The sequence below is a fragment of the Colwellia sp. BRX9-1 genome, assembly GCF_014077195.1.
Classification (GTDB): domain Bacteria; phylum Pseudomonadota; class Gammaproteobacteria; order Enterobacterales; family Alteromonadaceae; genus Colwellia_A.
Genome location: NZ_JACGVM010000003.1, coordinates 197,495 through 221,863 on the forward strand (window position 1 = coordinate 197,495; position 24,369 = coordinate 221,863).

The following is a 24,369-nucleotide window of genomic DNA, read 5'->3' on the forward strand; positions in this document are numbered from 1 at the left end:
ATTCAATCCTTTAAAAAAGAGAATAATAATTAATGGAATTTCACTTATGGTTATCTTTTGTGGTTATTTGTATGATGGGCGCTTTATCACCAGGCCCGAGTTTAGCATTAGTCATCAAAAACACCCTCGCTGGCGGAACACCACAAGGTTATGCGACGGCGATTAGTCACGGTTTAGGCGTTGCACTTTACGCGGCCATTACAGCAACAGGCATAGCGGTAATTATCGTTAAATCGCCTTTAATATTTAGTATTATTCAATATGCAGGCGCTGCTTTTTTACTTTACTTGGGGGTAAAATCATTATTAAGTAAAAAAAATAACCAAGTATTTTCTCAAGATGACTCCGCGGCAAAAACACAGGTAAATGGCTGGCGAGATGGCTTTTTAATTGCCTTTTTAAATCCTAAACTTGCTATTTTCTTTCTCGCATTATTTAGCCAGTTTTTAGCAGGAGATGCCAGCAGTGAACAAAAAGTAATAATGACCGCCACCGTAGGTGGCATTGATGCTTTATGGTATTGCCTAGTAACTTTTACACTATCGCGCGGTAATATCATTAGTAAGTTACGTGAAAACAGCCATATTGTTGACAAGGTAACCGGCAGCTTTTTGATATTACTTGCAGCACGAATAGTGATTAGCTAAGTCTGGCTTATTAAGACATTTCAATATAGCGAAAATAAAGTACTTTCAAGCCCTTACCTGCTTCAGCCTCAACAAACACCTCAGGGTTATCAATACGATGCTGAAATTGACACTGAGGGCACTCTCTAGCAACTTCAGCTAACAAAAAGTCTTCACTTAAATCAGGGGAGTTTAAACAGAGTATAACATCACTATTATTTGCCATTAATACCGGCAAACGTTTAATGATTTTCTGGTAATCTCGCTCGATATTGACACTCCCTTTTTGGAATGAAGGTGGATCGCAAATTAATAAATCATAAGGACCATATTTTTTTAACTTGCCGTAAGACTTAAATATATCGACACCTTCATATTTTACCTTACTCGCTTCTTGCTTATTAAGTTTATGGTTTTCACGTCCTGTTGATAAAGCGCCTTTACTCATATCAATATTAACGACTTGCTCTGCACCACCGGCGATGGCAGCAATAGAGAAAGCACAGGTGTAGGCAAAAAGGTTTAACACTTTTTTACCTTCACTGTTATCTTTGACCCACTGGCGGCCATTACTCATATCAAGAAACAGTCCAGAATTTTGTGCCTTCCCCAAACTAAGGTGATATTGCAAACCATGTTCTTGTGCCTTTAATGCGGTAATCTCTTCTCCCCAGAGTACTTCACTTGGCGAAAATTTTCGGCTGCGATACTGCACTTGGATAGATAGACATTGTGGTAGCAACTGTTGGATCACGATAACTTGTTCACTTAACCAAGCCTCTTCAACCTCTTGGTAAAGCGTAATAAGCACAACGGGTGAGAACCAATCAACATTAACATGGGTTAAGCCAGGGTAAGCATGACCACGACCGTGAAATAATCGCTGACAATCGACGAGCTTATTTTCATTTTGAAGATGGACTAAAATAGGTTGAAGATGTGTTTGAAGCGTTGAATTCATAACTTAATTTTTTATGGCCAAAAATAAAGCCGCATAATAACAAATTATGCGGCTTTACGTTCAAATCGTTTGCCTGTTTAGTCTAGATTAATAAACTAAAATCCAAAAATACTAAAAGCAAAGAATTTTTGTGTCACCGTATTCAAGAAAATACCCAAGACAATGACTGGAATAAAAGTGCCTAATGAAAAGTTAACGTACTTTTCTACCCAAGAGCCTTTATAGGTATCGTTACCAATAGCCAGCTCTTCTGACAAGTTATGCTTTTTCCAACGATAGCTAACGAAAACACATAATAAAAAGCCGTTTAACGGTAAAATAGTATCGTAGAAAATATCATAAACCACGTCAAAGAATGAACGTGTGCCCCCAGCATAACTGGTAAATTCAGTAAAGAATGACACCATACCAAAAGAGACCATAGCAAAGACTGTTAGCGCGCCACCAACAATCATTAAAATTGATAAAGCTTTTCTGCGGCTATGTTTCTTTTCAGTCACTAAGTAAGAAACGGGTACTTCAATAATAGATACCAGTGATGTTATTGCAGCAAAAAAGACCAACAGGAAGAAAAATGCCGCAACAGCACTCGCACCAATATAACCAAGCGACACTTGTAATGCTAAAAATATTTTAGGTAAAAAAGTAAAGATCAATGAGACTGAGCTGTCACTTAATTCCGCTGGGTTAACATTCGGGTTGAATGAAAACACTGCAGGTAAAATCATTAAACCCGCAGTAAAGGCAACAGCGGTGTCGGTTAGTGCAACCAGTTTTGCAGAATTAACTATGTCGGTTTTATTATTAATATATGAACCGTAAGTAATTAAAATCCCCATACCGAGTGATAGCGAGAAAAAGGCTTGTGACAATGCGCCATTAATGACTGAAGGAGTAATTTTATCAAAATCAGGAACAATAAAGAATTTCACACCAGCAAAAGCATTTTCTAGTGTTAAGACGTAAACCACCATAATTATCAACATCACAAATAATGTTGGCATTAAAACTTTTGCCGCTTTTTCTATGCCCTCTTTGACACCTGCCACTAAGATGAAGTTGACAATAGCCGCTACGGCAAACATAGCAACAAATAAATAGGGACTGTTGATGAACTCACCAAAACCATTGCCACTGGCTAAGTAATCTAATTTACCCGCGAGTGTTAATGCAACATAGCCAAAAATCCAGACCGTTAGCACCATATAAAAAACCGCAATCATAAAGGGAGTTAAGACACCGAATATACCAGCGATACCCCAACCTCTACTGCCGCCACTTAACGCTTTGTAGGCGCCAACAGGTTCTTTTTGGGTTTTTCGACCAACGGCCATTTCTGCAATCATTACCGGTAAACAAATTAAAAATACGAATATTGCATACATGATTAAAAATGCGCCACCCCCATTTTTAGCTGCGTTTACTGGAAAGCCAACTAAATTACCAATACCAACAGCAGAACCTGCTGCTGCCAAAATAAATCCAAGTTTAGAGCTAAACTGCTCTCTCGATGCGCTCATAAATGTCCTTAATTATAATTATTTGTAGGGCATATTTTGTATAGTTTATTAACTATACGAAAAAAAGAATTGCCTGATGCTAGCAGGCTTTATAATTAATGTCTTCTTTTAGAACGAAGGTATTAGTAATTAAGTGTATAAATATAGTTGCACTTAGACAACAACCAGCCAAACCATTGAAAAACAGACAATAAAAATAATATATTTAGCAAGATACGCTTCTGTACAGCCCCGTTTTGCTATTTTGAGAAGAGCCCACCATTCATAATAGTAAGAATATTTTCCGCTTCTTCTGCCGCAAACACTATTGCCTGAGCTAAATCATCACTTGAAATATTTAAATTCGCGCATAAGCTTTCATCAACACTATCATCATAATCAAACTGATCAGGGTGACTATCAACTAAAGCTAAGCGAGATGCTAAATAGAGTACCTTGACATCTTTATTAATTTGAATAGTTTTCGCTTCATTAAAGTGACGGATCGGTAAAATGATTTTTTCAGGTATTTGCCATATCTTTAACAGTTCGGCAGAAATATCAGTATAAGTAAAACCCAAGGCTTGCTTTTGTAATACCCAAGGCAATTGTTCTGCTGAATATTTTTCACATTTTTTTGCAATCTCAGGGGTTATCTTTGCGACAATCAATTCACCAAAATTTTGCAAGAGTCCGGCAACAAAAAGCCGTTCAATATCTCGTATACCTGCTTTAATGGCTAAGTTTTTAGTCGCTAAGCCACAAAAGATACTCATTCGCCAGAAGCGTTTTAAATCGATAGCCTGATTTGAAAAATGCTTAAAAGCGGTTGCCGCAACATCCACTAACATCATGTTATAAATAGCTTGCGTACCTATAATGGTAATGGCACGTGAAATAGTACTTATTTCGCCAGGAAAACTATAAATCGCACTATTTGCTATTTGTAATAAACGCGAAGTCATCGAAGGATCGACACTGATCACATTAGCAAAGTCTTCAATGCTTGAATCTTCATTGTCCATTAAGGCTTTAATTTTAAAGCAGGCATCGGGAAGCGCAAAAGAGCCATTGGCTTGAAGCGCATATTGGTGAGCATCCATTGGGTTATCAATCATTTTTTATAGAATAATATTAATAGTGTAGCTTGTTGCTTTAAAACAGAAAACAAAAAAACGCAGTGATCTTCATCACTGCGTTTTTATATTTTCTATTGAGGTGTTTTACTGAGCGAAAGTTTTTCCAAAAAAATCACCTTGGTTCCATGTTGGACGCTTATCACCATTAGCAATTTCTAAACCTATCATCATATTCACTTCGGCAAAACTTGCCGCGGCATCGTAACGAATAGGTAAGGTTATTTCATCACTGTGCTGATGATAATGATTTTTAAGAAAATCACCAAATACCGCACCACCATCTATTTCAGGATCTTTAGATTTAAAGCCCGTCATTAAGAATACAGATGGAATACCAGCTTTTACAAAGCTGTAATGATCGCTGCGAGTAAATAACGCCTGCTCTGGCATAGGATCATCACTTAACGATAAATTAATTTTTTCGGCAGCACTCGCAACAATAGGCCCTAAACTTGAGTGTGTAGAACCGAAAGCAATAATATCGGCGAACGGATACAAAATTAATGGCATATCTAAATTAACATTGGCGACCATTTTTGATGTAGGTACCGTTGGGTTTGTTGCAAAATAACTAGATCCTAATAAGCCTTTTTCTTCAGCCGTTACCACCACGAACAAAATAGAACGCTTTGGCTTTTCAGGCATAGCCGATAACAAACGCGCAGTTTCTAATAGTATTGCAACGCCTGAAGCGTTATCAAGCGCACCATTATTGATTTTATCTTCTTCATCACCATGACTACTAAGACCGATATGATCAAGATGCGCACTAAAAACAACATACTCATCTTTTAGACTTGGATCGCTTCCTTCAATAGCAGCAATGATATTAGGGCTAGTGATCTCTTCATGACGACTTTTACTGGCCATTTCAACGGTTGATTTTAATGCAAAACCTTTAATGGCAACATTGTTTGTATCGTCGCTAAGTATATCCGCTAAGGTTCGCTCAGCACCAACAAATAAAACCGCTGCAGACTCGGCACTGATATAAGCTCCGCCTTTCAACTGGGGATGTTTACCAAAAGGTATTCCGTCTTTATCTAACCAGTTAAGCCTTGGTGCATCGGCATAACTAGCCGTTTTAGTAAAGGTGCGTACTGCATCGCGTTTTGGCGTATGAATCGTGATAAAACCAACAGCACCATTTTTAACAGCATTTTTTAATTTTTCACTACCCGAGCCAATATGAGCGCCTTCTTCTGAAGGTAAATCGTCTGGACGGCCTGTTAAGACGACAACAACTTTTCCTTCAACATCAATATCTTTATAGTCGTTATAACCAAAATCTTCAGAAACAACGCCGTAACCAATGAAAACAGTTTCCGCTGATATAGCCGATTCTGTCGATGTACTGTCGCCCGACATAATAAACGCATCTTTAAATGTGAGCGCAACTTCACCATCGCTATTGATTACCGATAACTTAGCACTATTTTCTTCAAGAAACGCTTTACGAAAAGTAACTTGCTGCTCAAATCCTGCTTGCTCACCCATAGGCGTTAAACCTAATTGCTTGAAGTATGACTTTACGTAATTAGCCGCAATTTGGTAACCATCGCTGCCGGTATCTCTGCCTAACAATGTATCGTCGGCTAAAAACTCTATGTGAGCTCGAATATTGTTTTCATTAACTTGTGGTGCTTTTTCGGCAACAGTTGTCGTTGCTTTTTCGCTTTGTCCACACGCAGATAAGAATGCGATAGTTAATAAACTTACGCTGGCTATTAATTTAAATTTCATTGGTTTTTTCATATTATGACTTAATTTTTTTTAAGATCGGTAGATTTATATCGACCGTCACTATAATGATTGTAAAAATAAAACGCTAGTATAGTGACAAAGTTATTGGTTAACACTAATGGCAATTAAAGCTGACAGGTCAAAGGGAAAAGTACTGTTAATACCAATAAGGTGTGGTGGTATTATTTAGATAAACTACTTGAGTAAATATTTTTCAGAATCAGCCGCAGCCATAGGCTTAGCATAATAATAGCCTTGGCCATACCGACACGCCATAGCCGTTAGTAGTTCGGCATCGGCTAAGTTTTCAATACCTTCTCCAACCGTGCCCATATTCAAATTAGTAGCTAAATCTATAATTGTTTTTATGATTGCTTGATGATTATCATGTTCATGAGCGTTGTTAATAAATGAGCGATCAATTTTCAGCACATCAATAGGAAAACGATGTAAGTAGCTAAGACTTGAATAACCGGTACCAAAATCGTCAAGCAGAATTTTAACGCCTAGCACTTTTAAAGTATTCATATTCTCTAGCACTAAATCACTATTTTCTAATAAAGCACGCTCAGTTAATTCGACTCTTAGTTGGCTAGGTTTAATGCCCACACGTTGAATTATTTCTTCAATATCTGCGGGCAGAGTTGCACTAAAAAAGTGATTACCATAGAGGTTACAGCTCACATATAAATCGTTACGACCACAGATTGCTTCCCACTGTTTTAACTGTAGACAAGACTTTTCCAGAATAAGAAAATCAATCGCCATGACTAAATTCGTTTCTTCAGCTAACGGGATAAAATCATCGGGATAAACAAAACCACGCTTATTGCTCTGCCAACGCGCCAGTGCTTCAAAACCAACAACAGTTTCAGTTTTTAAATCAACGATAGGTTGAAAGTAAGGAGAAAATTCACTATTGGCTATTCCATCACGAATATCGGCTTCTAATTCCAGGGCATGTTGCACTTTTTTCTGCATGCTAGAATCAAACACTTCATAACGTCCCTTACCTTTATCTTTTGCATGATACATGGCGGTATCAGCATCTCTGAGCATAATATCAGCACTGTCATAACGTTCATTATTAAACAACACGCCAATACTTGTGCCAATAAAAATACTTTGATTTTCAATAGTAAAGGGCGTCGCTAAAAAATCAGTGATACGTTGCGCAATATCATAAGCTTCATGATTAGATTCGAGGTCTTCAATCAAGATAACAAATTCATCACCACCTAATCGAGCAACAGTGTCTTTGTCTCTGACCAGTACTTTTAACTCTTTGGCTATTTCTTGTAAAAGTAAGTCACCGGCATGGTGGCCTAAGCTATCATTAACGACTTTGAAACGGTCAAGATCTAAAAACAACACAGCAAATTTAAGATCTGCTTTTCGTTTATGACAGGCGATAGCGTGGTTTAATAAATTAATAAATAAAGTACGGTTAGGTAAACCGGTTAGAATATCGTGCGACGCCGTATGTTGTAACTTCTCTTCAGCTTGTTTTCTTTGCTTGATTTCATCTTCTAATGCCACAGTTCGCAGCTTAACTTGCTGCTCTAGAAGGATATGAGACTGTCGTTCAACTTCTAATATGTCGCGCCTTTGGATCGCTGATGCAACATGCTGAGAAACAAATTTCAATAGCTCGGCATCTTGTTCGGTAAAGGTTGTTGCTAAATTATAACTTTGTAAAACCATTGCTCCCAACACAACACCTGAATGTATTAATGGCACGCCCAGCCAAGATTTAGTTTCTTTTTGTGGCTCTTTTGTCTCACCTTCTTGATACAAGGCATACATTTTCGGGTAATTAAGTAATTGAGTTTCACCGGTACGAATAATATATTCGGTAAAGCCATTCCCTAATACCCTAGGCTGCGAGTCGACGGCTGCATTTGTGGAGTTTTGATCTAAATAATAAACAAAAGTTAGTGTTTTTGAATGTTGATCATATTTAGTAATATAAAAGTTTTGTGCGTTAATTAACTGACCAACAATATTATGAACCATCGAATAAAATTCATCAATATGGAGCGTAGCATCATTGGTTAACTCTGATATTTTGAAAAGTGACTCTTGCAATAGTTCTGATTTTTCTCGTTCTCTAATTTGCTTCATTAATTCGCGAGTGCGAGAATTTACCGCATTTTGTAAACGCTCATGGTCGTGTAAACGGGTCATAGCGGTAACTATATGCTGAGCGGTAAATTCCATTAGCTCAAGGTCATCTACTTGGTAACGGAGTGCTTCGGAATAACTTTGTACGGCCATAACGCCAATAACAACACCATCATTAAGTAATGGTACACCAAGCCAGTCAGTGCTATCGGAGCCAAGACGTTTGATTGAATTATTAATTTCTAATTCAGTCACAATTTCAGGGGTCGCCAAGAGTGGTTTAGCCGTTTCAATAACATAGCAAGTCATAGAACCTTCAAATGCTTCAAGGGGTGACTTACCTAGAGGATAATCATCTTTTTCATCCACATCATAAACGAACTCTAACGTTGAAAGGGTTTGGTCATAAAGGGCAATATAAAAATTTTCAGCTCTCATCACTGATGCAATGGATTGGTGAACTTGACCATAAAACATACTTAAATCTGCACAGTCATGAGATAACTGGTTTAACTTAAAAAGTGCAGTATAACGATCTTCGAGCTTACGGTATTTGTCTAGCAAAGAAATGGCTTCCTTTGCTAGCAAGCTATCGCTCTCGTTCAGCTTATCAAGTTCGTTATTTAAAGGGTCTGTCATACATTACAACTTGGGGTGAGAGTAATAAATTTACTCTATATAATGACGATATTTAAGCAAAATATCCACTAGATGAAATAAAATACTAGCAATGAGTTAGCTCATTATTATAAAGGAGCACAAGGCTCCTTTATAATTTATTGCTTAACTATTAATATATTACTTATGGTAAGGCTTACTTAAACGATGTACTGATTCTATAAAGTGGCCCGCATGTTCTGGATTCACATCAGGATGTATACCATGACCTAAATTAAAGACATGTCCAGTACCACCGTCACCAAAGCCGGCAAGAATTTTGTCAACTTCTTGCTCAATACGAGGTAATGGCGCGTAAAGCATTGAAGGATCCATATTACCTTGTAAAGCAACTTTGTCGCCAATACGGGCTTTAGCATTTTCAATATCTATGGTCCAATCAAGCGCTACTGCATCACAACCAGTTGCCGCAATAGACTCTAACCACATACCGCCATTTTTAGTAAATAAGGTTACCGGTACTTTACGCCCCTCATTGTGACGAGTTAAACCATCAACAATTTTAGCCATGTACTGTAATGAAAATTCGTTATAATCACGTGGTGATAACACACCACCCCATGTATCAAAGACCATAACAGATTGCGCGCCGGCAGCAATTTGTGCATTCAAATAAGAAATCACTGAATCCGCTAACTTATCTAATAGCATGTGTAATGTTTTTGGCTCAGCAAACATCATTTTTTTGATTTTGGTAAAGGCTTTTGAACTACCTCCTTCAATCATATAAGTCGCTAATGTCCATGGACTACCTGAAAAACCAATCAGAGGTACTTCGCCCTTTAATTCTTTACGAATAGTACGTACCGCATTCATTACATATTGTAATTCTACTTCTGGATCGGGTATGCCTATTTTTTCTACATCAGCTTTACAGGTAATAGGACGCTCAAATTTCGGCCCTTCCCCTGTTTCGAAATACAAGCCTAAGCCCATAGCGTCAGGAATAGTTAAAATATCGCTAAATAAAATGGCGGCATCAAGCGGAAAACGACGTAACGGCTGAATGGTAACCTCACATGCAAGATCAGCATCGCGGCATACCGACATAAAATCGCCAGCGTTTTTGCGAACTTCACGGTATTCAGGTAAGTAACGCCCTGCTTGTCTCATCATCCATACTGGTGTGTAATCTACAGGCTGACGCAAAAGCGCGCGTAAGTAAGTATCGTTTTTTAATTCAGTCATGAAGTATCTTCCCATTTTTATATGCGCGCATTCTACCATTAGCAATTTTTTGGGTCTATGTTCTAAATCAATTCGTTGCTGTAATAATTAGATCTATTTATGATATAAAAACAATAAGCGATTAGTAATCAGTCACTTAATTTCAATAAACATAATTAATTGTAACAAAAGTTACTTTATACGAAAAAAATCGTGGTATAAATGCTCTATTAAAGTTGTTGCGTTAGCTTTTTCGCTTTGTTATAAATTGCCCCGCGTTAAAGAAGTACACAAATAAAAATAATAATAATAAAAGAAATAACTAAAAAGAAGCTAGTATAAACTAGACCTACAGCGAGCAATTCAAGCCTTACACTTTGTAAGGCTTTTTTATTGCCTAAAGAAAAGTATCGCGTTAATAGGCCTTATGAACATAGGCAATGGTTAAGTCCTGTAAAGAATAAACACGCTTGTATAAATAGTTAAACTCTCTTCAAAACTTATTCTTTGGTTGTGAATTTCTAGCAATTTAACCGATATATTTGCTCCTATTAAACTGTAAAATGTCGTACAATTACCTTAATTTATTAATAACTTTTAATCATTACGGAAATCCCCCATGAAAAAAATTATCATTTTATTAACTATTTCAACATTAAGCAGTTCGGCTATGGCACAGGAAACTAGCTGGTTTGATAGCTTAAAAAGCTTTGTTGGAATGGGCGAAGTTGAAGAGCAAAGTGTAAAATTGCCAAGCACTGAAGGTTTAGTTGAACAATTAACAAATTCATTAAATGTTAATACTGAACAAGCAGCTGGCGGTATGGGTGCTATCTTTAATTACGTAAAAAGTAATGTTTCAACAGAACAGTTTAGTCAGTTAGCTAAATCATTACCGGGTGTCGATGGACTTGTTAGTCAAATGCCTGATATTAGCGAACTTAGCTCTGGCAAAGGCTTAAGCGGTTTACTTGACAAAGCTTCACAATACAGTGATTCATTAAAGTCTATTAATGATATAAAAAAGCAATTTGAAGCATTAGGTTTAAATCCAGAAATGATAAGCAGCTTTGTATCTAGTGCTCAAAGCTACTTAGACACTCCACAAGGGCAAGACGCAAAACAAGTATTAACGCAAGGTTTAGGCAAGTTACTCGGGTAACTTGATCTATTAGCGACTAATCGCTGCAGCTAATTTCACTGAGTTTACTAAAACAGAACTTCAGTGAAATTAGCAAATATTGATTTTTAACGACTCAATATTGATCTTTAACGACTCATTATAGACTGTAATTAATATACGCTAATTACCGCTTCATATAACGGCTTTCCTTTATTATAATCATCAAAGAGCAAAAATAACGAATACCCTACCGACGCTAGACTGTAATTAATATATGCTAATTACCGCTTCATATAAGGGTTTTCCCTTATTATAATCATCAAAGAGCAAAAATAACGAATACCCTACCGACGGTATTTCGATACCATAATTACTTTCATAGGCATCGTCAGGAAAAGACTGTTGAAGTTGTTCAAATGATCCCCCTTGAATAAAATCCCCCAAAGCCCAAATAGCTTTTGAATTAGCGTTATCGTTTATAAAGACTTCTTCCAACAAATGAATTTCAACAAGTTCAGTAGCGTTTACCTTTAACATTAAATGTTGGTTATAAAGATTGATAGTGATCCCTCTTGGCAATACTATCCGCCCTTTAGCTTCACCAAGCTGCTCTGCAAGGTTATTAACGTTTATCTCTTTGTTTGATACTAGGGCTAAATACGCCTGTGTAATTGCCTCGTTTTGAATCACTTGATCATCAAAAGGCAGCATACGACTTTCTTTATAGTTGCTTTGCTCCATAGAGAAGCCACCCAACGTATATTTCTTTTCATTGGTATGAGAATTTTTACTGGCAATAAAATTTAGTGTTAGCACCTTGTCTTGGCTATTAAAGACTAATTGATTCTTTTCATTTAAAGGTTTATCTAACGCTAATGCAGAATAAACTTCCTCTAAAAGTGCTTTTCGACCGACCTTATTGTTGATCTTCCAAGCATTGGCATCAAAAAAATCAAGTAAAGGAATTTTATTCAAAATACTGGCTGATAAATATGGCAAAGTACTTTGTACCTTTACTAATTTATCCAATTGAAAATGCAACCAATGGTGTCTTCCGTAACCTATAATCAACTCATCAGCCAGCAAGGTTAATTGCACATTAGGCTCACCAAATTTTTTGATGACTTGTTGATAGCTATCGCCCAACTTTACGCCATAAAGACCGTTAGCCAAAGATACCTCAGTATTGATAACTTCAGGCCGGCCAACTCTAGAGTCAGCAGAAGTCAATTTGAAGGTCATCATACTTTTTGCTTTAACACCGTCATGATTATAAGCGGTAAATCTTTGATGGATGACATGTGGAGTGCCCATTTCATGGGCTACTTTTTTCTGTTGACACTGCACAATTAGCTTAGCAAAAAAACGTATTTGTTGTTGCCCACCCTTTTCATCTAAAACGTTAATATCTTCTATTTTTTTATCGATGATAATCACACCATTGGCGCCAGCATCTATCGCTTTTTGTTGTAATTGATTTAATAATCTCTTGGTAGTTTTAGCCATTTGCTGCGCTTTAGCCATACCAATAACACTCGTTTCTTTAATGACTTGGTATTCACAATTAGGGTAGTAGTCAAGAATAGGTGGCAGTACGACTTCCTCAACGGCTGAAAAAGCAAACAAGGAAAAGAGTAAAAAACAACTAAAGGTAACTATTTTTAGAAAAATGTGCATTAAGGTAACTCCGCTATAATTCATGAATAACTTATATTTATAATAAAATAGCTTTATCAATTACTAACTTTTTGGTCAGTGCATTGATGGCTGGGTAGCGTAAATAAAAATCATTAATATCAATATCTTCAACCTTTGCTTGTAAAGGTTCAGTAACGTTAACATTGATGTGGCGGTTTATATTTTTACTTCTTCGCTCTGCTTGAAGAGGATAATTTAAAAATAAACCTTGTGGATCAAGGACCTCACTCTCCATAGTTTGCCATGCTTGATACCAACTTGCATGGCGATCACCGGAAGCTAAGTTTGTCGCTAAAGACAGGTTAACCACTAGGTTTTTATAGGACGAGTAATTTGTTCTAGCGCCAATAAAAGTGGCTTGGCTATTACTTTTTGCCGTTTCAGAGTCAAACATAGATAACAGTTCGATGGTGTTATCTGTTAATGATTTATTTAAATCTATCAGTAACTTTGCACTTAGGTGCTTAGCGAGCTTAGGTAGATAATCTCTCTCGCGCTCAATGAGCGTTAGTTGGGCTTTAATTCCACGCTGTAATGCAAACCCTGTTGGTAGTATTGACTCGAGGTCACTGCTGTTTATTCGACTTAGCGCTTTGGTTAATTTGGCTTTACTTTGCGTTAACTGGTTGATCACGCTATTAACCTTTATTAAGTCCCAGTCATCAACAGGTCGATTAAGACATTCCTGATAAATTTCAGGTAGATCTGTTGGCCGACTAGTAAATGATTCGCTAATAAATTGCATTATTTTTATTATCGGCACTAACTTTTTAGCTGCCTGTATTAATACTTTTTTATTTTCGGTACTGGGGAAGTGCTGATGAGAATCATGACTTAACAGATAAGCTAAATAGTAATCGCCCTGAGCAAGGTGAACTTGTGCCGCTATTAATTTATCTTGCGCTTTTTCGGCAAGCGTTAATTCAGCTTGGTATTGTGAGGGTTTTAGTTGAACCAGTTTTTTTAATGCGGTGATTGAGTGAGTGAGGTTGAGTTCTTGCTTAGCTTGCTGATATGCCTGCAAGGCTTCGCTATGTTTCGTTGGACTACACGATACGAGTAAAAAAAGTAATCCTACTATAAAAATTCTTTGATAAATAGCCATTAGATAAATTCCATTTTACATTAACGTTTATGTCTAAACTGAATATAAAGTATCAACTAATCAATAACTAATCAAATAGTTGTTCAATATTGAGTTCAAGTTGCTTGTCGCTTTTTGCCGTATTACAAGAGTTGCTCAAAGCGAACAACTTTTCCTTTTGTTGTATGATTTCTGTGGTGATGGTTTGGTTATCTTCGCTTAAGGTCAACAAGCCAATACCACTGCCATTAAATGAAGTTACATCGTTAGCTGAGTCAATGTAATTAGGCCTTCTCACACGGACCTTCATCCGCCTTCTTTTTGTAAACCAGTTAAGCGGTGAATAAGTCGCATACAAATATTTATTTAGCCTTTCTAAGGTATGTAATAAAGCGGCCGGAAATTCATTTTTTAAACCGCTACAGGTGACTTGTAATATTTTTTAGCTGTCACGACGAAAACGGTAAGTCACTTTATAAACAAAAGAATAGTGCACATCACCTGTAAGAATAATAAAATTAGGCGGTGTTTTATTGTGTCTAAAAATATTTAACATCACATTAGCTGTGCCAGAGTGTGCCATCCAGTTTTCAGCATCTACTGCTAAAGGCTTTCCCCAAAAAGTAAAAATACGCTGAATAGTTTCAATCAACTTAACCCCATAAATAGGTGCAGCAGAGACCATGATAATATTAGGCTCATTAATTAACGCTTGCTGTAGGGCTGATAATGACTGCCAGTCCATTAAGCCAGAAGGTTTGCCGGCATTACTTTCAGAGTACCATCGCTGGGTGCGTGTATCTAATACAACGATTTTAGGTGAGGTATTTAAACTATAATGCCATTCATCCCATTTGAGTATTTTATCAATAAGTTCACTATGGTTTAAATCCCCAGGCGAACTCAATACCGTTTGGGGTACTCTAATCAAGCCAGAGAATTTTTCAGGCCTATTACCCCAAAACTTGGCATAAGCAATATCCTATTAACGCCTTACCTATAATTTTTTGAAAACGTAAAATTATGTAAGCCACCGTAAACAATTAACATACAATTTTTAAATATTTTTGGCTTGTAACTCTCGGTAACATCTTTTCATACTCCTTGTGCCCTCCTTTTTATATGCACAATAAATTATTGAGAAAACACCATGAAAAGATTATTACTTAGCGCTTTACTATTTGCCGGATGTGCAAGCCATGGGGTTGACCGAGCAGAGCAACACCAAATAATTAAAGAATTTTATGCGACTATTGCGTCGGTTACTCCGGTAACTTTATCTTCAGAGGTCAAAACAGGTATTATTACCGGTGCTGGCATTGGCTTATTAGGCGAACTTGACGGTAACCATAAAGATATGATTGCAGGGACCATCGCTGGGGCATTAGTTTTTGGGTTATTTACCGCTTTATTTGAAGGGAGTAATGATGCTTTTCAGTACCATCTAAATTCCGCCATCCAAGGTGAATTTGATGTCATTCAAAAGCAAAAAATTCCTGAATCAGTAAGTTGTGTAAAAGTGCGAAGTGGTAAAACGGTTACGTTAATGGCAGCCTCACCTGAAAACTGTTCTAACTTATTTAAATAACTTATACTGATTTCACATAGGATTCTAGAGCAAAAATATGCAAAAGTTATTATCTACTTTACTGATACTTTTTTTATTTTCTTGTGGCTCTGTGTCAATGAGCAATGGTCGACAAAAAATTATAATTAATGGTCAATCAACTCCTTGCGATATTCACCGCAAAGAGATCGATCCCAATTGTAAAACAGAGAATAAAAGCCAAACACCACAAGTAAATATTAAAGCTGATAACCCCAGCGCGGAATAATCGCTTGTTCAATACCTAAATGATCCAACATTCTGCCCACCATAAAATCAATTAAATCATTAATCGACTTGGGGTGATGATAAAAGCCAGGTGCCGCTGGCATGACAGTAACGCCCATTTGTGAAAGTGTCAGCATATTTTGTAAGTGTATGGTAGAAAAAGGTGATTCTCGTACCACTAAAATCAACTGCCCTCTTTCTTTAATAACAACATCGGCAGCACGCTCAATCAAGTTGTCACTCATACCTAAGGTAATAGCGGCTAATGTGCCCGTTGAACAAGGACAGACAATCATTTTTTTAGGGGCAGCAGAGCCAGAAGCCACGGGAGAGAACCATTGTTCTTTGCCAAAGACTGTGATTTGTGAAGGTTTTGCCTTAAATTTTTCACTGAGAAATTGAGTGGCGCCGTCAGGTGAACCCGGTATTTTAATGCCAACTTCTGTGTCAAGAACAACTCGTGCTGCGCTTGAACATAAAACATAAATTTGTACATTCGCAGCAACTAAACATTCGATTAATCTTAATGCATAGGGAGCACCAGATGCGCCGGTAATTGCGACAGTAATTTTTTCTCGAAACTCGTTCATAACTATCCTTTCTTTGCTAATTGATCTAATATTTTTTGGTGAATATTGCCAAATCCACCATTACTCATCACAACGATAGTATCGTCTGCTTGTGAGTTGTTAACGATATGACTCACTAAAACATCGATATCTGTCTCAACAAAACACGGCTGTCGGCATTCTTTAATCAGTGTATTTACTGACCATTGCACTTGCTCGTCTTGAAATAAATAGACAACGTCTGCTTGCGCTAATGATGCTGGAAGGGTGTCTTTATGAACACCTGATTTCATGGTGTTTGATCTTGGTTCTAATACCGCGATTACTCGACATGATTGATCGCCTTCACCGTTAGCACTTACATTCGCTCGAACACCGGCTAACGTTTTAGCAATAGCGGTAGGATGATGGGCAAAGTCATCAAATACACGTACCTTCCCTACTTCACCGCGCAGCTCTAAACGCCTTTTGGTATTAATAAACTCAGCCAGTGCATCAATAGCAACATGGCTAGGAACGCCGGCATGTCGAGCAGCGGCAATAGCCATTAAACCGTTATCGATATTAAAATCACCAATTAAGTTCCATTTTACTGTGCCTTGTATTTCATCCTTAAAGTAGACAATAAACTCACTACCATCGCCAGTAAGCTTTTCTGCATACCAGCCAGATTTACTAAATTCATTCTCGACACTAAATTCTGTGGGTGTCCAACAACCTTGCGCTAAAGTTTCAGTGATGGCTGATTCATTTTTGGGTGACAACACTAGGCCGTTACTTGGCACCATACGAATAAGATGATGAAATTGGCGTTGTATATCAGATAAGTCATTAAAAATATCAGCGTGATCAAACTCCATGTTATTAATCACTAATGTGCGCGGACGATAATGAACAAACTTAGAGCGCTTATCAAAAAAGGCGGTATCGTATTCATCGGCTTCAATGATAAAAAAGGGGGCGTCACCTAAACGTGCCGAACAATCAAAATTTTGTGGTACACCACCAATTAAGAAACCCGGTTTCATATGAGCATACTCTAGGATCCAGGCAACCATAGAGCTAGTGGTAGTTTTGCCATGAGTACCCGAAATAGCGATGACCCAACGGTCTTTTAAAACATTATCTAATAACCACTGCGGGCCAGACGTGTAGGCGATATTTCTATCGAGTACGTATTCAACCATAACATTGCCGCGTGACATGGCGTTGCCAACAATCACTAAATCAGGCTCATCTTTTAAATGTTCTGTTAAGTAGCCTTGTTTTAACTCAATACCTAATTGTTCAAGTTGTGTGCTCATTGGCGGATAAACATTAGCATCGCAACCTGAAACACGATGCCCCAGCTGTTTTGCAATAGCGGCGATACCGCCCATAAATGTGCCGCAAATACCTAAAATGTGAATATGCATGTTATGTCCGTTAAAGCTTGGTTACCTTGGCAATGCTGTGGTAACCAGTAATAAAAATAAGATCAAAATAATCTCTGATAATATACCTGATAAGATAGTAAAAAGGCATTGCAATGCCTTGTTAATTTAGTAAGTATGCATAGCCATACTAAATTAAAGGATGCGACGTGCGATCACCTTCACTACAATCACTTCATATTTACCCGATTAAATCGGCTGCTGGTATTTCATTATCGACTAGTTGGGTTGATGACTTGGGCTTGAGCCTTGACCGCCGTTTTGTCATAACAGATAAAAATGGCCAATTTATAACCGCTCGCACTGAACCAACACTTTGCCTTATTAAGGTTAATTTATCTGCACAGGGCTTAATATTAACCGCTCCAGATATGCCAGCGCTGCATCTACTTTATCAAGAATTGTCACCCATTTATAAAAAAGTAACGGTATGGCAAGATGAAATACAAGCACAGTATGGCCATGAAAATTTTGATTTATGGTTCAGCCAATTCCTAAAAAAACCTTGCCAGCTTCTTTATTTTGGTAAAAAATCACAGCGTTTAGTTAGCAAAAGTCATAAAAAAATTGCCTTTGCTGACGGTTATCCACTATTGCTTACCTCTCAAGCCTCACTCGATGATTTAAATAACCGGCTAACTCAACAATCAATCCCTGCGATTACCATGAAACAATTCAGACCTAATATTGTGGCTAACCTCTGCGATGCCTACGCCGAAGACACTTGGCAGCATATTCGTATTGGCGAGGTTGAATTTGAAGTAACTAAGCCTTGTTCACGTTGTATTTTCACTACAGTGAACCCTAACAATGCCGAAAATCATCCACAGCAAGAACCGCTAACAACCTTAATAAACTACCGACAAGTGGCCAGTGGAGATGTGATGTTTGGGCAAAATTTAATTGCGCTTAATCAAGGAAGTATTCAGCAAGGTGATGAAATTGTTATTTTAAAGAAGCAAAATCCACCTATATTTATTGCCAAACCAACAAAAAAAACAGCTAACAAAAAAACGACTGCACAAGCCAGTGTTAACAAGGAGCCAAAAAAAATGCGTAAAGGAAAAGTTAATTTAAACTTTGAGTCATGGAACAAAAACGTTATTGGCAACACAAAAGACTCTATTTTAGAACAAGGTGAATCAGCAGGAATGCTACTTCCCTATTCATGTCGTGGTGGCATGTGTGGTCGTTGTAAAATAAAACTAATAGATGGTGATGTTAAACAATTAGCTAACGACGGTTTAAGTGACGATGAGAAAGAACAAGGCTTTGTTTTAGCTTGTAGCTCAGTGCCACAATCAGACTTAGTGTTAGCAAAAAGATAATAAGCAACCGCTTTTATTGAAAAATAATTCCCGATAAACCTTTGATACATATATCGTAACGTGACTAAAGTGAACGGCAATTGATACCGTTCTCTTTTTAACGACTATCCATTTTTTTATAACTCACCTTGTATGAACAAGCGTTGATAAGCAGATATGCTTTACTTTAGCGCTGAGATAATTCAATCCTCTTTACTATATTTTATCTGCTATGTATTTAGCATTTTATCATTCTACTTTTAATCCGCTCTAACAGTATCAAGCTAATGTTTGATGTAAATCAACAATAAAACAGCTGCATCATTAGACAAAATCACAACTTGATTTAAATCAAACTTTGCATTTTGGCAAAGTGACAAAATCAGCCCATTAATTAGTTCTCAAGAAATAAACATTAAACCATATTAAATAACGCCACTGTGTGTGACCTCCTTGTTTGGTCGCAATAACGTGTGTCGAGCCGAAAGATACATACATAAAATAGATAGGATATACACGATGAAATTTACGAAAACAAAATTATCACTGGCTTTAATTACCGGTTCTATTATTTCTGCGCCTTTTGCAATGGCAGACGATGCGGCATTCAATTCAGGTATTAAAAAAGCACTAACAGACAGTAAAGTAAATGTGAGCTTACGCGCCCGCTATGAAGGTGTCGATGAAGACGGTGCAAATGGCACCACAGATAAAGATGCAACAGCGTTAACAATAAAGTCTCGTCTAACCCTACAAACAGGCAATTATAAAAAATGGTCGTTAGGCCTTGAGGTTGATAATGTAACCGCCATTGTTGATGATTATAATGACTTAACCTTTGATTACTCTGGCAGTGATGCTGTCGTTGCTGACCCTGAAATAACCGACGTTAACCAGGCTTTTTTACAATACAATAGCGAAAAAGTTAAATTAACAGCAGGTCGCCAACGTATTTTACATAATAATCAGCGTTTTATTGGTGGTGTTGGCTGGCGTCAAAATGAACAAACCTATGACGGTTACCGTATTGAATATACCGCAAGCGCTGCACTTTCCCTCGATTACAGCTACATCTATAACGCAAACCGCATTTTTGGCGATGACAAAAAAGGTGACGATCTTTCAGGTGCTTTTCATTTTGCGAATGCTGCCTACAAAATTAATACCGAACACAAAATATCAGCATTTGCCTATGTATTAGACTTTGATAGAGCACATGCAATGTCTTCAAGCACCTTCGGCGCTCTTTACAATGGTAAATTTGGCGCGGTAAGTGTTAACTTAAGTGCAGCAATGCAAAGCGACGTTGGTGATAACCCCGTAAATTACGATGCTAACTACTACAATGCTGAGATAGCCACTGACTTAGGTCAAGTTACATTATTAGCAGGCATTGAGGTTTTAGGCAGTGATAACGCTAAAGCAGCATTTAGTACACCTTTTGCGACCTTACATAAATTCCAAGGTTTTTCAGATAAATTCTTAAATACGGGTAGCAGTACTGGTATGCCAAATGGTGTTGAAGATACATACATTACCGTTAAAACAAAATTGGCTGGAGTTAAGTTAGCGGCAACATTCCATGACCTAGCGGCAAATGAAGGCAATATAGACTATGGTACAGAATTAGATCTTGTCGCCGCCTATACCTTTAAAAAGGATTACGACTTACTGGTAAAATTTGCCCGTTACAGTGCTGATGAATTGAGTACGGATACCAGCAAACTATGGATACAAGTTGCAACTAAGTTCTAGAAACTTACGCTTGAACATCATCTTAATTAAAGGCTGTTACGTAAGTATCAGCCTTTTTTATGTGGGGTGTCTGTTATGTTATTAAAAAACCAACAAAAACAACAACAAAGCAGCAAAGTAGAAATATATAATGAATTGTCAATGATGAGCGATTAGAATAGCCGCGTTTATTATCTTCCTACCCAAGGGACTATTTTGTTATTAATGCTCGACAATTACGACTCTTTTACTTTTAATTTAGTACATTACTTCCAAGCATTAGGGCAAGAGGTCGTCGTTGCACGAAATGACCGAATAACTTTAGCTGAAATTAGGGTACTATCACCCCAGTATATTGTTATTTCTCCAGGTCCATGTTCTCCAAATGAAGCGGGATTATCATTAGAGATAGTTAAACACTTTGCCGGTAAAGTGCCAATTTTAGGTGTTTGTTTAGGTCATCAGTGCATTGCACAACACTTTGGTGCAAGTATTGAAAAAGCACTTGTCGTGATGCATGGGAAAACAAGTAGAATAAAACATAACGAAAGTGGCTTATTCCATCAATTAAATAACCCTTTAACTGTGACACGCTATCATTCATTAATTGTTAATAAAGACACTTTGCCTGATTGCCTTGAAGTAACGGCTTGGAGCAAAGATGAACAGGGTAAAAACAATGAAATTATGGCCTTAGCCCATAAAACATTGCCTATTGTAGGTGTACAATTTCATCCTGAATCGATTTTAACGGAACAAGGCATGATGTTACTGAAGAACTTTATTACTCACTGCAAATAAAACAAAAAAATTAGCGTCAGGCGATCACTCTCATTTGTCATCATTCATACTTTTGTGTATGTCGCCGATAAAGACTATTCAAGTTCAACTTTATTGGAAAACACCCTATTAGCTCATGCAGATATTTGAAAACAACGACCTAGTCGCCCCAATATATAAAAGAGCGATGAGCTTAATGATCAGTAAAGGCTTTGCTGAAAAGCAAAGTGGAAAAGTGTCTGTTGCTGTCCATCAAAACAGCGAACAAGCTAATCGCCGCAGAGAATTACTTGCGGTTGAAGAAGAAGCAAATAAAAATAAAATCATTCAGGCCCACGGAGAAAGTTTCTTTACTGAGCAAGTCATGGCTAAATTTTTTACCCATGTGACAACTGAAGTAAACAAAAAATTTGATAACAAAGAAAACCTCTACAACAAAATATTAAAAATTGAAGATGCCATTCCCAGTATTATGGAAATACTGTCAGTGCGCGCCGCTTCGATTAATCGTATTATTCCTTTAGCTAAATCATTACCTTGGTTAGCAAATGAGCTAATTAATCTGGTCAATAAACCACAGTATCGTAAACGGGCCGATGTCCAAGTTACTGACGCAAGTTTAGCATTAAGTTATATCGGCTTAGACAATTTAAAGTTAGTCATGCCAACCTTTATGCTCAAACATTGGTTACCTAATAGCACGGCTCCTTACACGTTAATGAAAAGAAAACTTTGGAATGACAGTTTGGCTGTTGCCATGTCTTCCTCAGTATTGGCTAAAAAAGCAGGTATGGATGAATTTTCGGCTTTTGCTGCTGGCATGTTTAGTCACCTAGGACTAATCGCTGTTTCTCGCTGCTTTTTAACCACTTACAGTGAGTTACATACCGCAGAATTAAAAGCTGCTTACGAGAATAAAGATAAAAAACTTCATGATACATTAGTTGCCTTTGACGCTTCACCAGACTTATTAATCGAACAGCTAATAACACGCAGTAGCAAGATATCAGCAGATTTAGTGGAGTTGATGCGTCTAGACCGCTTGCAAATTACCGAAGCTATATTTGATCTTGCCTACACAGAAACATTAGAAAAAATGTGCCCACTAGCGCAAATAGTCACCAAAGCAAAAGCGTATGTTGCTTTTAGAAGCTTAGCTAAAGATGATTTAATCAGTAATGATGAAGCTAAGTTACTGTTAACAACAGTACGAATCACACCACAAGAGATCAATTTATTAAAGAAAAGCGACATTGATCACATAAAATTAAATTTTAAATAATTTTTGATTAATTATGAAAAGTTTACCTATTGTTAATAACCCACTGTGTTCGTTACCTCACGAGCAATTCCGTTAGTAAGCCTATAAAACTCTCTTTATATAGTTATGCATCTATACTGAATAAAACATGGCAAGCCTTTGTTTTATAAGGTCTGCAGTCATTTTGAGCAAGACAGTACTTGTTTTCTCTGTCATACTTAGCGCCTAATTTTTAGCTTCATCATTTTTATGTCTGCTGAAAAATAAACTAATATAAGGTTTTTACCTGCTGAGCTATTTTGCGGTAATGCCAAGATACACTGCACAGCAGTGTTTAATAACTTGAGGTGTGAACAATGACTAACCATTTTCCTGTAGACCGTAAATTATTTGATGACGTAATGGTACCTAACTATGCGCCGTCAACGGTAATCCCTGTACGTGGTAAAGGCTCTCGTGTTTGGGATCAACAAGACCGTGAATTTATTGATTTTGCTGGCGGTATTGCGGTTAACTGTTTAGGCCATTGTCACCCAGCATTGGTTGGCGCATTAAAAGACCAAGCTGATAAAATTTGGCACTTATCTAACGTAATGACGAATGAACCCGCTTTACGTTTAGCTAAAAAAATGGTTGATCATACTTTTGCAGATAAAGTTTACTTTGCCAACTCGGGCGCTGAAGCAAATGAAGCAGCCCTTAAATTAGCTCGTCGCTGGGCACTTGATGTTCATGGCGCAGGCAAAACACAAATTATTGCATTTAATCAAGGTTTTCACGGCCGTACTTTCTTTACCGTTACTGTCGGTGGACAAAAAGCTTATTCAGATGGTTTTGGCCCTAAGCCTGGTGATATAGATCACGTTGACTACAACGACCTAGAAGCACTAAAAGCAATTATGTCTGATAAAACTTGTGCCATAATGATTGAACCATTACAAGGTGAAGGCGGTTTAGTTTCTCCTACACAAGAGTTCATTGAAGGTGTGCGTGAACTTTGTGATCAACATAACGCTTTACTAATCTTTGATGAAGTACAGACAGGTGTTGGCCGTACTGGCGACTTATATGCTTATATGGGTCTAAATGTTGTACCTGATATTTTAACAACCGCAAAAGCATTAGGTGGTGGTTTTCCAATCGGCGCGATGATAACAACAACCGAACTTGCTAAACACCTTAAAATAGGTACTCACGGTAGTACTTATGGTGGTAACCCATTAGCCTGTGCTGTAGCTGAAGCTGCATTTGATACGGTTAATACGCCAGAAATTTTAAATGGTGTAAAAGAAAAAGCAAAACGCTACGTTGCAGGTTTAAACGCAATTAATGCTAAGCATAAAGTATTTAAAGAAATTCGTGGTAAAGGCTTGTTAATTGGTGCGGTACTAACCGAGCAGTATCATGGCAAAGCAAAAGACTTTTTAAACGCTGCTTTAGAAGAAGGTGTTATGACCTTAGTTGCTGGCGCAAACATTATTCGTTTTGCTCCTTCATTAGTTATTCCAGATGCTGATATCGATGAAGGCTTAGCTCGTTTTGAAAAAGCTGTTGCTAAACTAGCAAAATAGTCATTGTTAAATTACCTTAATAAAACAATTACACCGTT

21 protein-coding genes are annotated in these 24,369 nt (G+C 37.4%); 9 read left to right on the forward strand and 12 right to left on the reverse strand.

Annotated elements, in window-relative coordinates; translation table 11 throughout:
* Positions 1-32 precede the first annotated feature (32 nt).
* Positions 33-647, forward strand: a complete 615-nt coding sequence (locus tag H4J76_RS05255) for a LysE family translocator (protein WP_182230213.1) — start codon at positions 33-35, stop codon at positions 645-647.
* Positions 648-657: 10 nt separating this feature from the next.
* Here the strand turns inward: H4J76_RS05255 and H4J76_RS05260 are convergent, their stop codons facing one another.
* From H4J76_RS05260 to hemE, 6 genes are all read right to left on the reverse strand, one after another.
* On the reverse strand, positions 658-1,587 hold the full coding sequence (locus tag H4J76_RS05260; protein WP_182230214.1) for a class I SAM-dependent methyltransferase: 930 nt from the start codon (positions 1,585-1,587) through the stop codon (positions 658-660).
* A 95-nt stretch (positions 1,588-1,682) separates the two neighbouring features.
* Positions 1,683-3,107, reverse strand: coding sequence for a sodium-dependent transporter (locus tag H4J76_RS05265; RefSeq protein ID WP_070375723.1), 1,425 nt, complete (start codon positions 3,105-3,107; stop codon positions 1,683-1,685).
* Between the two features lie 239 nt (positions 3,108-3,346).
* Positions 3,347-4,189 (reverse strand): HDOD domain-containing protein, encoded by an 843-nt coding sequence (locus tag H4J76_RS05270; RefSeq protein WP_083278183.1) that lies wholly within the window; start codon positions 4,187-4,189, stop codon positions 3,347-3,349.
* A 120-nt stretch (positions 4,190-4,309) separates the two neighbouring features.
* Entirely contained in the window at positions 4,310-5,968 is a 1,659-nt protein-coding gene (locus tag H4J76_RS05275; protein WP_182230215.1) for a M28 family peptidase, read from the reverse strand.
* Positions 5,969-6,163: 195 nt separating this feature from the next.
* On the reverse strand, positions 6,164-8,731 hold the full coding sequence (locus H4J76_RS05280; protein ID WP_182230216.1) for an EAL domain-containing protein: 2,568 nt from the start codon (positions 8,729-8,731) through the stop codon (positions 6,164-6,166).
* A gap of 159 nt (positions 8,732-8,890) precedes the next feature.
* Positions 8,891-9,958: a uroporphyrinogen decarboxylase gene (hemE, locus tag H4J76_RS05285; RefSeq protein WP_182222449.1), complete on the reverse strand. Its 1,068-nt coding sequence runs from the start codon at positions 9,956-9,958 to the stop codon at positions 8,891-8,893.
* Between the two features lie 598 nt (positions 9,959-10,556).
* On the opposite strand from hemE, the gene H4J76_RS05290 reads away from it, so the two are divergent.
* Positions 10,557-11,099 (forward strand): DUF2780 domain-containing protein, encoded by a 543-nt coding sequence (locus H4J76_RS05290; protein ID WP_182213778.1) that lies wholly within the window; start codon positions 10,557-10,559, stop codon positions 11,097-11,099.
* 228 nt (positions 11,100-11,327) lie between these two features.
* Here the strand turns inward: H4J76_RS05290 and H4J76_RS05295 are convergent, their stop codons facing one another.
* The 4 genes from H4J76_RS05295 to H4J76_RS20270 all read right to left on the reverse strand — a co-directional run bounded on the left by H4J76_RS05295 (position 11,328) and on the right by H4J76_RS20270 (position 14,773).
* The gene (locus tag H4J76_RS05295) at positions 11,328-12,737 is read right to left on the reverse strand and encodes a hypothetical protein (RefSeq protein WP_182213780.1); all 1,410 of its coding nucleotides are present in this window, start codon (positions 12,735-12,737) and stop codon (positions 11,328-11,330) included.
* A 37-nt stretch (positions 12,738-12,774) separates the two neighbouring features.
* Entirely contained in the window at positions 12,775-13,863 is a 1,089-nt protein-coding gene (locus tag H4J76_RS05300; protein WP_182230217.1) for a hypothetical protein, read from the reverse strand.
* Positions 13,864-13,930: 67 nt separating this feature from the next.
* Complete coding sequence (locus H4J76_RS20265) at positions 13,931-14,140, reverse strand: hypothetical protein (protein WP_182230218.1); 210 nt, start codon at positions 14,138-14,140, stop codon at positions 13,931-13,933.
* Between the two features lie 144 nt (positions 14,141-14,284).
* Positions 14,285-14,773: a hypothetical protein gene (locus tag H4J76_RS20270; RefSeq protein WP_182230219.1), complete on the reverse strand. Its 489-nt coding sequence runs from the start codon at positions 14,771-14,773 to the stop codon at positions 14,285-14,287.
* Between the two features lie 219 nt (positions 14,774-14,992).
* Between H4J76_RS20270 and H4J76_RS05315 the strand changes: the two genes are divergently transcribed.
* Positions 14,993-15,430 (forward strand): hypothetical protein, encoded by a 438-nt coding sequence (locus H4J76_RS05315; protein ID WP_182169200.1) that lies wholly within the window; start codon positions 14,993-14,995, stop codon positions 15,428-15,430.
* Between the two features lie 37 nt (positions 15,431-15,467).
* Positions 15,468-15,677, forward strand: coding sequence for a hypothetical protein (locus H4J76_RS05320; RefSeq protein WP_182213787.1), 210 nt, complete (start codon positions 15,468-15,470; stop codon positions 15,675-15,677).
* On the opposite strand, the gene H4J76_RS05325 is transcribed toward H4J76_RS05320, so the two are convergent.
* Positions 15,649-16,266: a flavin prenyltransferase UbiX gene (locus H4J76_RS05325; RefSeq protein WP_182213789.1), complete on the reverse strand. Its 618-nt coding sequence runs from the start codon at positions 16,264-16,266 to the stop codon at positions 15,649-15,651. The two genes, H4J76_RS05320 and H4J76_RS05325, sit on opposite strands and share 29 nt — an antisense overlap.
* Before the next feature lie 2 nt (positions 16,267-16,268).
* Positions 16,269-17,660 carry a UDP-N-acetylmuramate:L-alanyl-gamma-D-glutamyl-meso-diaminopimelate ligase gene (gene mpl, locus H4J76_RS05330; protein ID WP_182230220.1) on the reverse strand — a complete coding sequence of 464 codons (1,392 nt, stop codon included), beginning with the start codon at positions 17,658-17,660 and terminating at the stop codon, positions 16,269-16,271.
* A gap of 167 nt (positions 17,661-17,827) precedes the next feature.
* On the opposite strand from mpl, the gene H4J76_RS20145 reads away from it, so the two are divergent.
* From H4J76_RS20145 to H4J76_RS05355, 5 genes are all read left to right on the forward strand, one after another.
* Entirely contained in the window at positions 17,828-19,006 is a 1,179-nt protein-coding gene (locus H4J76_RS20145) for an MOSC N-terminal beta barrel domain-containing protein (RefSeq protein ID WP_182213793.1), read from the forward strand.
* A 498-nt stretch (positions 19,007-19,504) separates the two neighbouring features.
* Complete coding sequence (locus tag H4J76_RS05340; RefSeq protein ID WP_182213795.1) at positions 19,505-20,740, forward strand: alginate export family protein; 1,236 nt, start codon at positions 19,505-19,507, stop codon at positions 20,738-20,740.
* A gap of 195 nt (positions 20,741-20,935) precedes the next feature.
* Complete coding sequence (locus tag H4J76_RS05345; RefSeq protein WP_070375702.1) at positions 20,936-21,520, forward strand: aminodeoxychorismate/anthranilate synthase component II; 585 nt, start codon at positions 20,936-20,938, stop codon at positions 21,518-21,520.
* Positions 21,521-21,635: 115 nt separating this feature from the next.
* Positions 21,636-22,781, forward strand: a complete 1,146-nt coding sequence (locus H4J76_RS05350) for an HDOD domain-containing protein (protein ID WP_182169190.1) — start codon at positions 21,636-21,638, stop codon at positions 22,779-22,781.
* A gap of 335 nt (positions 22,782-23,116) precedes the next feature.
* Positions 23,117-24,331 carry an aspartate aminotransferase family protein gene (locus tag H4J76_RS05355; RefSeq protein WP_070375700.1) on the forward strand — a complete coding sequence of 405 codons (1,215 nt, stop codon included), beginning with the start codon at positions 23,117-23,119 and terminating at the stop codon, positions 24,329-24,331.
* Positions 24,332-24,369: the final 38 nt, after the last annotated feature.

What these genes read in the sequence shown, in the direction of transcription:
- H4J76_RS05255 (WP_182230213.1), top strand. Translation starts at nt 33, where the DNA reads ATGGAATTTCACTTATGGTTATCTTTTGTGGTTATTTGTATGATGGGC.
- H4J76_RS05260 (WP_182230214.1), bottom strand. Translation starts at nt 1,587, where the DNA reads ATGAATTCAACGCTTCAAACACATCTTCAACCTATTTTAGTCCATCTT.
- H4J76_RS05265 (WP_070375723.1), bottom strand. Translation starts at nt 3,107, where the DNA reads ATGAGCGCATCGAGAGAGCAGTTTAGCTCTAAACTTGGATTTATTTTG.
- H4J76_RS05270 (WP_083278183.1), bottom strand. Translation starts at nt 4,189, where the DNA reads ATGGATGCTCACCAATATGCGCTTCAAGCCAATGGCTCTTTTGCGCTT.
- H4J76_RS05275 (WP_182230215.1), bottom strand. Translation starts at nt 5,968, where the DNA reads ATGAAATTTAAATTAATAGCCAGCGTAAGTTTATTAACTATCGCATTC.
- H4J76_RS05280 (WP_182230216.1), bottom strand. Translation starts at nt 8,731, where the DNA reads ATGACAGACCCTTTAAATAACGAACTTGATAAGCTGAACGAGAGCGAT.
- hemE (WP_182222449.1), bottom strand. Translation starts at nt 9,958, where the DNA reads ATGACTGAATTAAAAAACGATACTTACTTACGCGCGCTTTTGCGTCAG.
- H4J76_RS05290 (WP_182213778.1), top strand. Translation starts at nt 10,557, where the DNA reads ATGAAAAAAATTATCATTTTATTAACTATTTCAACATTAAGCAGTTCG.
- H4J76_RS05295 (WP_182213780.1), bottom strand. Translation starts at nt 12,737, where the DNA reads ATGCACATTTTTCTAAAAATAGTTACCTTTAGTTGTTTTTTACTCTTT.
- H4J76_RS05300 (WP_182230217.1), bottom strand. Translation starts at nt 13,863, where the DNA reads ATGGCTATTTATCAAAGAATTTTTATAGTAGGATTACTTTTTTTACTC.
- H4J76_RS05315 (WP_182169200.1), top strand. Translation starts at nt 14,993, where the DNA reads ATGAAAAGATTATTACTTAGCGCTTTACTATTTGCCGGATGTGCAAGC.
- H4J76_RS05320 (WP_182213787.1), top strand. Translation starts at nt 15,468, where the DNA reads ATGCAAAAGTTATTATCTACTTTACTGATACTTTTTTTATTTTCTTGT.
- H4J76_RS05325 (WP_182213789.1), bottom strand. Translation starts at nt 16,266, where the DNA reads ATGAACGAGTTTCGAGAAAAAATTACTGTCGCAATTACCGGCGCATCT.
- mpl (WP_182230220.1), bottom strand. Translation starts at nt 17,660, where the DNA reads ATGCATATTCACATTTTAGGTATTTGCGGCACATTTATGGGCGGTATC.
- H4J76_RS05340 (WP_182213795.1), top strand. Translation starts at nt 19,505, where the DNA reads ATGAAATTTACGAAAACAAAATTATCACTGGCTTTAATTACCGGTTCT.
- H4J76_RS05350 (WP_182169190.1), top strand. Translation starts at nt 21,636, where the DNA reads ATGCAGATATTTGAAAACAACGACCTAGTCGCCCCAATATATAAAAGA.
- H4J76_RS05355 (WP_070375700.1), top strand. Translation starts at nt 23,117, where the DNA reads ATGACTAACCATTTTCCTGTAGACCGTAAATTATTTGATGACGTAATG.